The organism is Aeromonas sp. 603404, assembly GCF_049171775.1.
Taxonomy (GTDB): domain Bacteria; phylum Pseudomonadota; class Gammaproteobacteria; order Enterobacterales; family Aeromonadaceae; genus Aeromonas; species Aeromonas veronii_A.
On sequence record NZ_JAAKPE010000001.1, the window covers coordinates 119,686 to 132,276 of the forward strand.

General features: G+C 59.3%; 11 protein-coding genes and 1 tRNA gene. 8 read left to right on the plus strand and 4 right to left on the minus strand.

The annotated features are described in order from the left end of the window. Positions 1–60: 60 nt before the first annotated feature. Both G5306_RS00540 and hinT read right to left on the minus strand, forming a co-directional pair. The gene (locus G5306_RS00540; protein WP_421312057.1) at positions 61–1,497 is read right to left on the minus strand and encodes a COG3014 family protein; all 1,437 of its coding nucleotides are present in this window, start codon (positions 1,495–1,497) and stop codon (positions 61–63) included. After that, on the minus strand, positions 1,497–1,847 hold the full coding sequence (gene hinT, locus G5306_RS00545) for a purine nucleoside phosphoramidase (RefSeq protein ID WP_266133813.1): 351 nt from the start codon (positions 1,845–1,847) through the stop codon (positions 1,497–1,499). Before hinT ends, G5306_RS00540 begins: the two co-directional genes overlap by 1 nt. A 249-nt stretch (positions 1,848–2,096) precedes the next feature. Between hinT and G5306_RS00550 the strand changes: the two genes are divergently transcribed. Further along, positions 2,097–4,109 (plus strand): methyl-accepting chemotaxis protein, encoded by a 2,013-nt coding sequence (locus tag G5306_RS00550; RefSeq protein WP_216979043.1) that lies wholly within the window; start codon positions 2,097–2,099, stop codon positions 4,107–4,109. Between the two features lie 69 nt (positions 4,110–4,178). Here the strand turns inward: G5306_RS00550 and G5306_RS00555 are convergent, their stop codons facing one another. Then, positions 4,179–5,054, minus strand: coding sequence for a 6-pyruvoyl trahydropterin synthase family protein (locus G5306_RS00555; protein ID WP_421312058.1), 876 nt, complete (start codon positions 5,052–5,054; stop codon positions 4,179–4,181). An 80-nt stretch (positions 5,055–5,134) separates the two neighbouring features. Here G5306_RS00555 and G5306_RS00560 point away from each other — a divergent pair, with 80 nt between their 5' ends. The 5 genes from G5306_RS00560 to G5306_RS00580 all read left to right on the plus strand — a co-directional run bounded on the left by G5306_RS00560 (position 5,135) and on the right by G5306_RS00580 (position 10,503). Then, entirely contained in the window at positions 5,135–6,478 is a 1,344-nt protein-coding gene (locus tag G5306_RS00560) for a dihydroorotase (protein ID WP_075115531.1), read from the plus strand. Positions 6,479–6,590: 112 nt separating this feature from the next. Further along, positions 6,591–6,667: transfer RNA gene (locus G5306_RS00565), tRNA-Pro, on the plus strand. A 216-nt stretch (positions 6,668–6,883) separates the two neighbouring features. Next, positions 6,884–7,315 (plus strand): CC0125/CC1285 family lipoprotein, encoded by a 432-nt coding sequence (locus tag G5306_RS00570; RefSeq protein WP_216980324.1) that lies wholly within the window; start codon positions 6,884–6,886, stop codon positions 7,313–7,315. 204 nt (positions 7,316–7,519) lie between these two features. Further along, the gene (locus G5306_RS00575) at positions 7,520–8,779 is read left to right on the plus strand and encodes a dicarboxylate/amino acid:cation symporter (protein ID WP_421202613.1); all 1,260 of its coding nucleotides are present in this window, start codon (positions 7,520–7,522) and stop codon (positions 8,777–8,779) included. A gap of 104 nt (positions 8,780–8,883) precedes the next feature. Continuing rightward, positions 8,884–10,503, plus strand: a complete 1,620-nt coding sequence (locus G5306_RS00580; protein WP_421202612.1) for a methyl-accepting chemotaxis protein — start codon at positions 8,884–8,886, stop codon at positions 10,501–10,503. A 67-nt stretch (positions 10,504–10,570) separates the two neighbouring features. On the opposite strand, the gene G5306_RS00585 is transcribed toward G5306_RS00580, so the two are convergent. Then, positions 10,571–11,173 carry a DUF924 family protein gene (locus tag G5306_RS00585; RefSeq protein WP_421312060.1) on the minus strand — a complete coding sequence of 201 codons (603 nt, stop codon included), beginning with the start codon at positions 11,171–11,173 and terminating at the stop codon, positions 10,571–10,573. Positions 11,174–11,424: 251 nt separating this feature from the next. Here G5306_RS00585 and G5306_RS00590 point away from each other — a divergent pair, with 251 nt between their 5' ends. Together G5306_RS00590 and G5306_RS00595 are read left to right on the plus strand one after the other, a co-directional pair. Continuing rightward, positions 11,425–11,565 (plus strand): hypothetical protein, encoded by a 141-nt coding sequence (locus tag G5306_RS00590; RefSeq protein WP_021231002.1) that lies wholly within the window; start codon positions 11,425–11,427, stop codon positions 11,563–11,565. A gap of 1 nt (position 11,566) precedes the next feature. Next, positions 11,567–12,487: a DUF808 domain-containing protein gene (locus G5306_RS00595; RefSeq protein WP_421202611.1), complete on the plus strand. Its 921-nt coding sequence runs from the start codon at positions 11,567–11,569 to the stop codon at positions 12,485–12,487. Positions 12,488–12,591: the final 104 nt, after the last annotated feature.

The following is a 12,591-nucleotide window of genomic DNA, read 5'->3' on the forward strand; positions in this document are numbered from 1 at the left end:
AGTGGGGTAGCACTGGGGCTGCCCGGTTAATCGTCTTGCTCATCTCTCTTTGCCGCTTGCTCAGAGCGGCATCACCCGGGTGGTCAGGCCGGCGCCGAGGCGCTGTACCCAGACCAGGGTGGTGCGGCCCTTGTGGATGGTGAGCGGCAATTGCCGCTGCGCCGCCCCCGCGCTCAGGGTGAGGTTGATGTCACTTGCTGGCACCATTCCCTGCCAGCTCGATGCCTGAGCTGGCAGCGTCAGCCAGCTGCGGGTATCGGCCCGCTCGGAGAGGGTGTTGAAGATCCCCACCAGAATATTGCCCACATCCCCTCCCTCTTTGGCGGCGGTGCGGCGCATCTGCTCCTTGGCCACCAGTCGCAGCGCCTGGCGGGTCAGCATGCCGGGCAGCCGCTCTTGCAGATCTTTGGCGGCCAGCGCTTCCAGCCTGACCAGCTCGCTGGTCTGCCAGGCCCGCTTGCCGACTTCCACCGTCAGCGGGCCGGTGTCGCTGGCCCGATTATCGTAATAGGGGATGGCGACGGTAAAGGTGCGAAAATCGCCGCGGGAGGTGGAAATGGGGAGCGGCAGGAACAGTTCTCGCCGTGCCGGGATCAAACCATCTTCAAACAGCACCACCAGTTGGCCTTGATCTTTTGCAAGCGGCGGCGCTTTGCGGCCTATCTTTTTCTCGGTCTCGCGGATCTCGTCCGGTGAGCCACGCAGCCGCGCCAGACGCAACAAGGCATCTTGCAGGCTGCGGTTGTCTGGCGCTATCTGGTAGCCGCGCTGATAGTCGACCCAGGCATCGTTGAGATCCCCGGCCGCCTCATAGAGCACGGCGGAAAAGTAGAAGGTGTAGGCGTTCTGAAAACCGTTCTTGACCTTGCCGATCAACCGGTCGAGATCCGGTGCGCCGCGCGACATCAGCTGGCGTATCTCGCCTTCTGCTTCGGCCTCTTCGCTCTCATCCTTCGCTTTGCGTACCTCATCGGCTCGCCGTTTCAGGGCCTGCTCCTGCACCTGATTGGCCCGGCGTACCTCCACCAAGGCGCCATCGGCATCTCCCCGTTGCAGGTAGTTGAGGGCCAGATAGTGGTGCAGCATGGTGCGTTCGTAATCGGGGGTGAGATAGGCCATCGACTGGTCGTTGGTAAGCAGGCTGCCCACCTGATCGAGCCCGTGACTGAGCCGGTATTCGGCCTGATTGTCTTCCCACTGAAGGCGGCTGTCGGCGGCGGTGAACGCCTGCTTGCTGTCCGCATCTTGCCCCGCCAGCCAGGCGATACGCCCCTGTTCAAGGCGATCGAGGACAAAGGTGTCATCGCCGAGGGTGGAGTCGCGCACTTCGGGCAGCGCCTCGGCGGCATGGCCCAGCAGCAGCTGGTTGCGCAAGGGCACCATCTGGTCGGAGTAGGAGACAAACATATCCTGCCAGTGGGAGGCGCAGCCCCCCAGCAACAGCAGGGCGCCGCAGAGCAACAGGGCGCTGCGGCAGGTTGAGGCGTTGCGATTCATTACAGGCTGAGCAGCGGTCCCAACGGCTCGCCGCCGACCAGATGCAGGTGGATGTGGTAGACCTCCTGCCCACCGTGGCGGTTGCAGTTCATGATGAGGCGGTAGCCATCTTCGGCGATGCCCGCATCGCTTGCCAGCTTGCGGGCCACGGTGAACATCCGGCCAAGGGCCAGTTCATGTTCGGCTTCCACGTCATTGACGGTGGGGATCAGCACATTCGGGATGATCAGGATATGGGTCTTGGCCTTGGGCTGGATATCCCGGAATGCGGTGACCAGATCGTCTTGATAAAGGATGTCGGCAGGGATCTCTTTACGGATGATTTTGCTGAAAATGGTTTCTTGCGCCATGGCTAACTCCCTTATATGAAAAAGAAAATTGAACTTGCATCCCAAGCGGCTCCCGAAAGAAGGCGAGCAGCGCGTCAAGTGTGACACAAGCCGAGATTTGACACAGCTGATGTCCCATTCCCTTCAGTTATTGTTAAGAATACCGATAGCCAGAGGGACGTCATCTGCAGCGCCTGTTCAGGGGTCTGCAGGGTATCAAAAGGACGGGGTACTCAGGCAAGGGACTTTTGCATATACAGCGGGACAATAATGAAACAAACAATGTCGGATCTCTCCATCTTGCAGCGAGTCTACCTTGGCTTCGCGATCCTGGTGGCCGTGATGGTGGCCAGTTCACTACTCACATTTCGTAGTCAGAATACCCTGGGGGGAGCGCTGGAACAGGTGACCCGGCAGTCTATGCCGCTGGTGATTGCCAGCAGCCAGACCCAGATCACCCTGCTTAGTGCCAACAAGTGGCTGGGGGATGTGCTCACCGAGCAGGACCCCAAACTGCTGCCTGCCGAAGTGGCCGAACTGAAACAGGCCAAGGCCGCGGTGGGCAAGAGCCTCGATGCCTTGCGCCAGCAGGTCGCCCACCACCCCGAACTGCAAGGGGAGATGGGCACTCTGAGCCAGCAGGTCGACAGCTACCTGCAACTGACCGATACCCTGCCGGGCGAACACGAGGCGCTGCTCACCCGATTGCACAAGGTCAATCTGGCCAAGGGGCAGTTTCAGGTCAGCTTGCCCCAGTTCAAGAAGAGTCTGGGGGACATGATGATCACCATCGACGACAGCTTCATCAAGATGCTCTCCGAGACCCTGACCACCAAGCTTTCCGCTATCGAACTCTCCACCATGGATGCCCTCAACCAGAGCATTCCGGCCCCCATTGAAGCTGCGCTCAAGCGCAACAGGATGCAGATCGAGGGGTTCAACAGCACCATCAAGGATCTGCAGGGTGAGCTCAAGGATTTCGACAACAACATGGGTCACTACGTCCACGGTTTCGTGCGCGATACGACCGGTAATGAAGGTGTCCTGGCCCAGTATCTGGCGCTGATGCAACAGCAGGAGCAGATGCGGGAGAAGAGCAAGCAGGCGAGTGCGCTCATCGTGGCAATTCAGGATCGGCTTGAGCGGATCACCGATCAGAGCCAGCAACTGATGAACCAGAGCATTCAGCATGCCAAAGCCGCACAGAGCCAGAGCACCCTGACTCAGGGAGCCAGCATAGCGGTCGCCATCCTGATTGCCATGCTGGTGGCTTATACCCTGGGCAAGGCCATTCGCCGTCCGCTCAGGGAGTTGCTGCGGGTGCTGACCGAAGTAACCCAGGGCGACATGACCCAGCGCATCGGTTTTCAGAGCAAGAATGAATTTGGTCAGCTGGGCAGCCAGATCAACCTGCTGATCGCCCAGATGGGGGAGGTACTGGCGCAGCTTTCACAAGCATCGGCCCAGCTTAACGATGCCGCCCACGGCAACCGTCGCACCACCGAATCGGTGCGGGCGGATCTGGAGAAACAGCGACAGGAGACCGCCTCGGTCGCCGCCGCCATGACCCAGATGGAGGCATCGGTGCGGGAAGTGGCGCAGGCCGCCAACCAGACTCTGGAGCGAGTGATGGATGTGGAGAAGGCCTCCGAGATGGGACGCAAGGTGATGGCGGGCAATATCACCACCACCCATCAGCTGGCGGGCAAGCTGCAACAGACCGGCAAGGTGATTGGTGATGTGAGCGCCATGAGCAGCCAGATAGGCAACATCCTCGATGTCATTCGCGGCATTGCCGAGCAGACCAACCTGTTGGCTCTCAACGCGGCCATTGAGGCGGCGCGGGCCGGCGAGCAGGGGCGCGGATTTGCGGTGGTGGCGGATGAGGTGCGCAGTCTGGCGGGCCGCACCGCCCAGTCCACAAGCGAGATCCAGACCATGATCGAGAACCTGCAGCAGGGGGTCGCCAAGGCGGTAACCGTGATGCAGGAGTGCTCCCGCGAGATGGACAGTTGCGTCGAACAGAGCTCCCACGCCAACAACGCCATGGAGGAGGTGCAGGGGATTGTGGTGCTGATCAGCGACATGTCGAGCCAGATCGCCTCTGCCGCTGAGCAGCAGCAGGCCACCAGCGCCGACATTGCCACCAACCTCAACCGCATCTCCGATATCTCGGATCTCAACTATCAGGGGATTGAGCGGGTAGCCGAGACCAGCCAGCAGCTGGACTCCCTTGCCGAGCAGCAGGAGAGCCTGGTCAAGCGCTTCCGCCTCAGCGCCTGATGGTCGAGAGTTGAAACAACAAGGCCCCGCAGATGCGGGGCCTTGTTATTGCGGTAGTCAACGCAGGAATTACGCGTAGGCGATGGCGCCCTTGCCGACCCCTTCATAAGCGACAATCTTGACGAACTTGTCGCCCACCATCTTCTTCACTTCGCGGGCGATGTAGCAGGCCAGCAGCTCGACCGTGGTGTCGGTGTCGATCATCTCTACCTCGGCGGTGGGGATGGCCAGCTGGAACAGCCCCTGGGGCGCCATATATTTGAAGCCGGTGTGATGCTCGCCAAGCTGGGCATTGGCGCGGGGGTTCAAGGTGAGCTCGGTCAGTGCCACCTTGTCCTCTTCGGTGCCGAGGTAGATATCGCCCCAGCGTTCGGCCCAGTTGAACTCAAGCTCCTGGTCGCGCTCACCATCGACGTGGATCTCGATGGGGGAGCGGTGGCCGTGGGCGATGCGCTGGCAGTTGCCATCGTGCTTTTTCAGGCCGTGGCTGTAGTGGTAGAAGGCACCGGTGATCGCCTCCTGACGCAGGGTCAGGGAGAGATCCTTGATATTGCCCGGTAGCCGTTTGGCCAGTACCGCCAGCAGGTAGCGGGTCACCGACTCTTTATCAACTTGCGGTGCCGGGATAAAGGCGAAGCCCTGGGATGGGCAGCGCAGATGGATGGAGCGCCCCTGGCGCAGCAGATCCACTGTGCTTTCGTCGCCATCCAGTGTCTCGACGTGGATCAGCGGGCACTCTGTCGGCACCAGCAGCTTGTGGTCCACCTCTTCATCGATGATCGACTTGATCAGCTTCTTTACCCGGCCAAAGTCCAGCAGCATGCTCATTTCGTTCAGCTCACCGCTCATTTCGATATCTACCAGCCAGCTCTCGCCCACCATGCCGCGGCGTTCGCACAGGTAGCTGGAGTCGATCACGGTCAAATCTCTTACAAATAACTTCATCAGTCAGGCCTTGCTACAGAGAAAGGGCAGTTTTGCGCTATTATGACCCGCGATTATCGGCAAAGGAACTGGAACCCCCCATGAACAAACTGCTTATCAAAAATGCCACCCTGGTCAACGAAGGCCGCATCTATGCCTCCGATGTGTTGATCGAGGGGGAACGGATTGCCCGCATTGCCCCGGATATCGAGGCGCCCGATGCGCTGGTTATCGATGCCGCAGGTCGTCATCTCATCCCCGGAATGATCGATGATCAGGTCCACTTCCGGGAGCCGGGATTGACCCACAAGGGGACTATTGCCAGCGAATCCCGTGCCGCCGTCGCCGGTGGCACCACCAGTTTCATGGAAATGCCCAACGTCAATCCCCAGACCACCACCCTCGACGCCCTCGAAGCCAAATACCAGATCGCCGCCAACTCCTCCGTCGCCAACTACAGCTTCTATCTCGGTGCTACCAACGACAACCTTGCAGAGATCAAGCGTCTCGACCCCAAGCAGTCCTGCGGGGTCAAGGTGTTTATGGGCTCTTCGACCGGCAACATGCTGGTGGACAATCAGGAGACCCTGGCGGCCATCTTCCGCGAAAGTCCGGTGATGATCGTCACCCACTGCGAAGACACCCCGACCATCGCCAAGGCCGAAGAGGCGGCGCGAGCCAAGTGGGGCGAGAATGTGCCGATGGGCGAGCACGGCCGCATTCGCAGTGACGAGGCGTGCTACAAATCCTCCAGCATGGCGGTGGCGCTGGCGAAAAAATACGGTGCCAAGCTGCATGTGCTGCATCTGACCTCGGCCAAGGAGCTGTCGCTGTTTACCGCCAGCCACGACCTGAGCGAGCTGAAGGACAAGAACATCACCGCCGAGGTGTGCGTTCACCACCTCTTCTTCAATGAAGCCGATTACGAGACCCAGGGCAGCCTGATCAAGTGCAACCCTGCGGTGAAGAGTGCCGCCGACCAGCAGGCACTGCTGGATGCGGTACGCAACGACGTGCTCGACATCATCGCCACCGACCACGCGCCCCACACCTGGGAAGAGAAGCAGAACAGCTACTTCAAGGCGCCGTCCGGCGTACCGCTGGTGCAGCACTCTTTGCAGGCGCTGCTGGAGCTCTACCACAACGGCGTGTTTACCCTGGAGACTATCGTCAAGAAGACCTCCCACGCGGTAGCCGAGCGCTTCCAGGTGCAGGATCGCGGTTATATCCGCGAGGGCTACTTCGCCGATCTGGTGCTGTTGGATCTGGGCAAGCCCTATGTGGTCAACGACGACAACATCCTCTACCACTGTGGCTGGTCACCCTTCAACGGCTACCGCTTCCACAGCACGGTGGAGATGACGCTGGTGAATGGCCAGATCGCCTGGCAAAACGGGCAGGTGACTGACCAGATCCTGGGCAAGCGGCTGACCTTTAACCGCTGATTGTTCGCAAAGCAGGCGAACGCACCGTGGCCGAGGAATTGGCGGCGTTTCCCTGTTGACAGGGCAGGGTCATCTCCATAAACTCTGCCCCCGTCAGCCGAGCTGACTCCGTCGGTGTGTAGCGCAGCCAGGTAGCGCATCTGCATGGGGTGTAGAGGGTCGGAGGTTCGAATCCTCTCACACCGACCAAATTCCCCGGTAAAGGCCTTGTCAAACGACAAGGCCTTTTCTTTTGCCTGCGATTCGCCGCACAGGCGTGAAGCCTGTGGTGATGCACGCTGGTCGCTGCTGGCGTGAGCAGATTGTGCAGTCACCGCGCTTTATGGTGTAGTAACAACTCTGTTGCTCATTTGCCTGGCGAGGCCTCTCGTGTCTGCATCCGTATCTAAACCCTGTTGTCTGCTGATGCTCACCCTGCTGCTGGTGGGCTGCGCCACCCCTTACCAGAGTGAAAAGTCATTCTGGAACGGCCAGACCGGTTTTTCCCAGACCCGGCTTGGCCCGGACAAGTGGCAGCTGGAGTTTGTTGGCAACGATCTGGTGGACAGGGAGACCGCCCGCAAATATGTGCTCAAGCGGGCAGGGGAGCTGGCACTGGCAGAGGGTTACTCCTGGCTCAAGGTCGATGAGCTGACCATTAACCGCGATGCCGTCAGGGTGACCCCATCACGGCCGATCTTCGGCTTTGACGAGGATGAACCGGATCTCTTTATGGCCCAGATGCAGGTGCAGCATACCATCTCGGCGCTGCTCACTTTTCGCCTGTTGCCACGGGCACTCGATGAGCGAACTCTGGATGCGAAATATCTCGCTGAAATCAAAATAAACAGTGATTAATATTGGTGGTTTGCAAGATCTATATCACATACACCTAATGGCAGGATAAAATTCTGGAGAAAGCCTCTAGATTTACCCCCTGCTTTTAGGCATTCTCCCAGCATACCAGCCGCCAGGAATCAACGGCTCGGATCACAAAAACGGACTGTTGTGGCTCCCATGCCACCGTTTACGGCTTGCACCAATCAAAACCGGGACTCCCCCATGAAAATGAATAAACTGACGGTCGCCATCCTCATCTCCATGATGTTTGGCATCCTCACCGGCCAGGGCTATCGCATGTTTGCCGCAGATCAGGCTGCGGATTTTGCCAATAACATCACGATCCTGACCGATATCTTCCTGCGACTGATCAAGATGATCATCGCTCCCCTGGTCTTCACCACCCTGGTGGTCGGTATCGCCAAGATGGGCGACACCCGCACCGTGGGGCGTATCGGTGCCAAGACCCTCGGCTGGTTTATGCTGGCCTCCCTGATGTCCCTGAGCCTGGGTCTGGTGATGGTGACCCTGATGCAGCCGGGTGTGGGGCTTTCGCTCTCCCTGCCCAATGACACCGCCAGCTCGGGCATTGCTGCCGGTGCCATTACCCTGAAAGATTTCGTGACCCACGCCATCCCCAAAAGCGTGGTAGAGGCAATGGCCACCAACGAGATCCTGCAGATCGTGGTCTTCTCACTCTTCTTCGGTCTGGCCGCCGCTGCGCTCGGCGATCTGGCCAAGCCGGTGGTGGTGCTGATGGCCAGCGCTGCCGAGATCATGCTGAAAGTGACCGGTTACGTGATGAACTTTGCGCCGTTCGCGGTATTTGGCGCCATCGCCGCCATGGTGGCCAAAGAGGGGCTGGGTATTCTGGTTACCTACGGCAGCTTTATGGCCCAGTTCTACATCGCGCTGGCCTGCCTCTGGCTGCTGCTGATCGCCATGGGCAGCGTCTTCCTGCGTGGTCGTGTCATCAAGCTGCTGGCGATGATCCGCGAACCCATCCTGCTCGCCTTCTCGACCGCCAGCTCTGAAGCCGCCTATCCGAAGACCCTGGATCGTCTGGAGAAGTTCGGTTGTGACAAGCGCATTGCCAGCTTCGTGCTGCCGATGGGTTACTCCTTCAACCTCGACGGCTCCATGATGTACTGCACCTTCGCGGTGATGTTCATTGCCCAAGCGTATGGAATCGAGCTCTCCATGGCCCAGCAGATCACCATGCTGCTGCTGCTGATGGTCACCTCCAAGGGGATGGCCGGGGTACCGCGTGCCTCTCTGGTGGTGATTGCCGCGACCCTGAACCAGTTCCATATTCCGGAAGCTGGCATCCTGCTGCTGCTGGGGATCGACCATTTCCTCGATATGGGCCGCTCTGCCACCAACGTGCTGGGCAACGCCATCGCCGCCAGCGTGGTTGCCAAGACCGAAGACAGCTTGGGTGACACCGTCGCGCTGGGTGAGAGTGAGCCAGCCAAGGCCTGATCACAACGCTATGAAAAATAAACAACAACGGCCCGCCAATGCGGGCCGTTGTTGTTTATGGCTCGTCTACACTGCTAGATAGTTTCCATCTGGAGTGTACGGTTATGAACATTGCTCGTCGACTGCAACTGATAGCGCTGCTGGTGATGCTGACGCTCATTTTTCTCAGTTGGTTCAGTATTAATCGCCTTGGGGCTGGCAATCGAGACTTGAGCTATGTGACGGACAATACGGTGCCCAGTATTTCATTGATCAAGGAGGTGCAGGCGGTCTTCTATGAGCTGCACTCACGGGTGCAGAGCCATATCCTCAACACCGACAATGACAAGATGCAGCAGATAGAGACGGACATTGCCGATAAACGCAAACAGATTAATTCGTTGTTGGACAAATATAAGGCCGAGATGCTCTCCAATGACGAAGATCGCCGCCTGACCGACGATGATCAGCGCCTTATTGCGCAATATTATCAGGAGATAGACAAGGTTCTGCAGCTCTCCAGACAAAACAAGAACGATGAAGCCAGGGACATGTTGGCGGGAGAAGCCACCAGAGTGTTCCAGCAGTTTGCCAAGGCAATCGAGCTTCATGTCAACTTCAATATGGATTTGGGACTGGCGCTCAAGAAGCAGGGCCAGGAGAATTATGACAACAGCCTGCAAACCCTGTTGTTTATCGCCGGTGGTGCCACCGTGCTGACGATGGGGCTGTTTGTCTGGTTGTTCAATCAGGTGGCCAATCCCCTTCGCACCGCCATGGATACCCTGACCCGGATCCAGCGCGACCTCAACTTTACCCTCAGAGCGGATGTGAAACAGCAGGATGAGATTGGTCTGACCCTCAATGCGGTCAACCGATTGCTCGATACGCTGCAACAGACATTTACCGAATTTTCCGTCGGCAGCTTGCAGATCAAGAGCACTGCCGAATCCCTCTCTCAGGCAGCGCAGCACCTGGCCAGCTCGGCTAATCAGGCCAATGATGCCACCAGTCTGATAGCCGCCGGTGTGGAAGAGATGACGGTCAGCATCACAGATATCTCCCAGCGTACTCAGGAGACGAGCCGTATCACCAATGAGTCGGGGCAGCTGGCTAGCGAAGGAAGCAGAACCATAGATCGTACCGTTCATGCCATCAACGAGATCGCCGACTCCATTCGGCAGGCCTCGGCCGAGGTCATTGCGCTGGGTGAGGGCATTTCGCGCATTGGCGGTGTGGTCAACGTGATCCGTGATGTGGCGGGGCAGACCAACTTGCTGGCCTTGAACGCGGCCATTGAGGCGGCGAGGGCCGGGGAGTCCGGCCGTGGCTTTGCGGTGGTGGCAGATGAAGTGCGCAAACTGGCTGAGCGCACAGCCCAATCCACTCAGGAGATATCTGCCACTGTAGAGGCGATCCAGCAGGAGTCGAACAATACGGTCTCCCGCATGCATCTGGTGGAGGAGAAGGTGAGCCAGGGGGTCAACATGGCTACCGAGAGTGGCGCCATTATTGCCGAGATCCGCAGTGCGTCGCACCGGGTGATGGAGCAGGTGGGCGAGATCACCAATGCCATCCGCGAGCAGAGTTCGGCCGCCGAGTCGATCGCTCACCAGGTAGAGCAGATTGCTCAGGTCGTGCAGCAAACCAGCAGCACCGCGGAGGAGACCTCAGCCGCAGCCGAGGAGCTCAATGTCACCACCGAGAGCATCCACCAGCAGATATCCCGCTATCGCATTCAGTAACGCCGAGAGTTGTTATCCATCTGCTATCCCCGCCAGCTAGCTGGCGGGGATTTTTTATATGGCCTGCTTAGAAGCCCGAGCCCGGTTGCTGCAAAAATGTCGCCTCTTCCGGTGTGCTGGTGCGACCCAGAATGTCGTTGCGGTGGGGGAAGCGGCCAAAGTGTTCGATGATCACCTGATGGCGGCGGGCAAAGTCGGCAAATCCGGCAAAGGTCGCCTGCGCCGGTGTGCCAGCTTGCTCGGCAGCCAGTGCCTCGAACAGCGCCACACTTCTGGCCTGCTGCTCCCGGGATTCGGCATGCTCCAGCGGCAGATAGAAGAAGACCCGCTCCAGTGGTGAGAGGGATTTGTCCGCCCCGATGGACAGCCCTTTCAGGCAGAGATCCCGTGCCAGCGGATCCCGGGCAAAGGCTGCAGGCGTGCCGCGATGGATATTGCGGGGCAACTGGTCGAGCAGCAGGATCAGCGCCAGCCGACCGCTGGGGAGATCGGCCCAGTGGGCGAGACTGCCCTTGGCTGCGGCCTCTGCCAGCTCGCCAAAGCGGCTGGCCAGCAGGGCATCCGTTTCGCTGCTTTTGCCCCACCAGAGCGGGGCTTGCCGTGTGGCCCGCAGGACGTCATCGGCTTCGTCGCCAAACCAGAAATCGATCAGAGGTTGCCAGGGTGGCATGGGAACTCCTTGATGTGATTCAGAGGGAACCAGGAACAAATGGCTCAGGGGTGCTGCCGAAACGGCAGCTTCTCGTTACACTGTGCCATCTTTTGCCCGAAAGACGTAACCCCCCGATGGCGAGCGCCGGATTCTTGGCTCGGCCGATGATGGCCTGCCATCGCCATGAGGTGGCCCTCTTGACCCCGGTGGTTATCGGGACGTACACCTCTCTCCCGGGGTTGTTCTCACTGATATAAGGAATCTCTGATATGGCCGGAACCAGTTTGTTGGCCCTGCTCGATGATATCGCCAGCGTGCTTGATGACGTGGCGCTGATGACCAAGGTCGTGGTGAACAAGCGCGAGACATTTTTCGGGAAGACGTTTCTCACTGATATAAGGGATCTTTGATATGGCTGGAACCAGTTTGTTGGCCCTGCTCGATGATATCGCCAGCGTGCTTGATGACGTGGCACTGATGACCAAGATGGCGGCGAAGAAGACCGCCGGGGTGTTGGGGGATGATCTGGCCCTCAACGCGGAGCAGGTTTCCGGAGTGCGTGCCGATCGGGAGCTGCCGGTGGTGTGGGCGGTGGCCAAGGGCTCATTTCGCAACAAGCTGATTCTGGTGCCCGCCGCCATCGCCATCAGTGCGCTGGTGCCCTGGCTTATCACGCCGCTCTTGATGCTGGGAGGTGCCTACCTCTGCTTTGAGGGGGCCGAGAAGCTGGCCCACAAGTTCCTGCCCCATGAGGCGAGTGAAGGTGAGGCATCCACTGCTCCTATTCCTGATGATCTGGTGGCGTTTGAGCAGCAGAAGGTGAAGGGGGCGATCCGCACCGATTTTATTCTCTCTGCCGAGATCATCGTCATCGCCCTTGGCACGGTACAGGGAGCAAGCCTCGCGCTGCAGCTCTCGGTAGTGGCGGGCATCGCCCTGCTGATGACCATTGGGGTCTACGGGCTGGTGGGGCTGATCGTCAAGCTCGATGACATCGGCCTGCATTTGCTGCAAAAACCTGATGGCAGCGCCCTGCGCCGCGCGGTGGGGCAGGGACTGCTGAGTACGGCGCCCAAGCTGATGCATCTGCTGGCGCTGGTAGGGACGATCGCCATGTTTATGGTGGGCGGCGGCATTCTGGTGCATGGCTGGCCTTTTGCCCATCACCTGATTGAAGGTGCCGCCGCCGTTGTCGCCACTCTGCCCACTGTAGGGGCCGTACTGGCGGCGGTGACGCCGACCTTGCTCAACGCCGTGGCCGGTGTGGTGGCGGGTCTGCTGCTGGTTGCTGTGATGACGCTGGTGAGCCGTCTTGCCCCGGCCAAGGGATAAGCGAGCTTGCGGGCCATTTTATCTTTTTTCCTCTCTTCATTTTTTGGCCGTCGGGTTGCCCGGTGTCGGACTTGCTGCCCGCAGGTCTGTTGTGCCTCCCGATA

Excerpts from the sequence above, each read along its gene's own strand:
- G5306_RS00540 (WP_421312057.1), bottom strand. The coding sequence starts at position 1,497 with ATGAATCGCAACGCCTCAACCTGCCGCAGCGCCCTGTTGCTCTGCGGC.
- G5306_RS00560 (WP_075115531.1), top strand. The coding sequence starts at position 5,135 with ATGAACAAACTGCTTATCAAAAATGCCACCCTGGTCAACGAAGGCCGC.
- G5306_RS00590 (WP_021231002.1), top strand. The coding sequence starts at position 11,425 with ATGGCCGGAACCAGTTTGTTGGCCCTGCTCGATGATATCGCCAGCGTG.
- G5306_RS00550 (WP_216979043.1), top strand. The coding sequence starts at position 2,097 with ATGAAACAAACAATGTCGGATCTCTCCATCTTGCAGCGAGTCTACCTT.
- hinT (WP_266133813.1), bottom strand. The coding sequence starts at position 1,847 with ATGGCGCAAGAAACCATTTTCAGCAAAATCATCCGTAAAGAGATCCCT.
- G5306_RS00555 (WP_421312058.1), bottom strand. The coding sequence starts at position 5,054 with ATGAAGTTATTTGTAAGAGATTTGACCGTGATCGACTCCAGCTACCTG.
- G5306_RS00570 (WP_216980324.1), top strand. The coding sequence starts at position 6,884 with ATGCTCACCCTGCTGCTGGTGGGCTGCGCCACCCCTTACCAGAGTGAA.
- G5306_RS00595 (WP_421202611.1), top strand. The coding sequence starts at position 11,567 with ATGGCTGGAACCAGTTTGTTGGCCCTGCTCGATGATATCGCCAGCGTG.
- G5306_RS00585 (WP_421312060.1), bottom strand. The coding sequence starts at position 11,173 with ATGCCACCCTGGCAACCTCTGATCGATTTCTGGTTTGGCGACGAAGCC.
- G5306_RS00575 (WP_421202613.1), top strand. The coding sequence starts at position 7,520 with ATGAAAATGAATAAACTGACGGTCGCCATCCTCATCTCCATGATGTTT.
- G5306_RS00580 (WP_421202612.1), top strand. The coding sequence starts at position 8,884 with ATGAACATTGCTCGTCGACTGCAACTGATAGCGCTGCTGGTGATGCTG.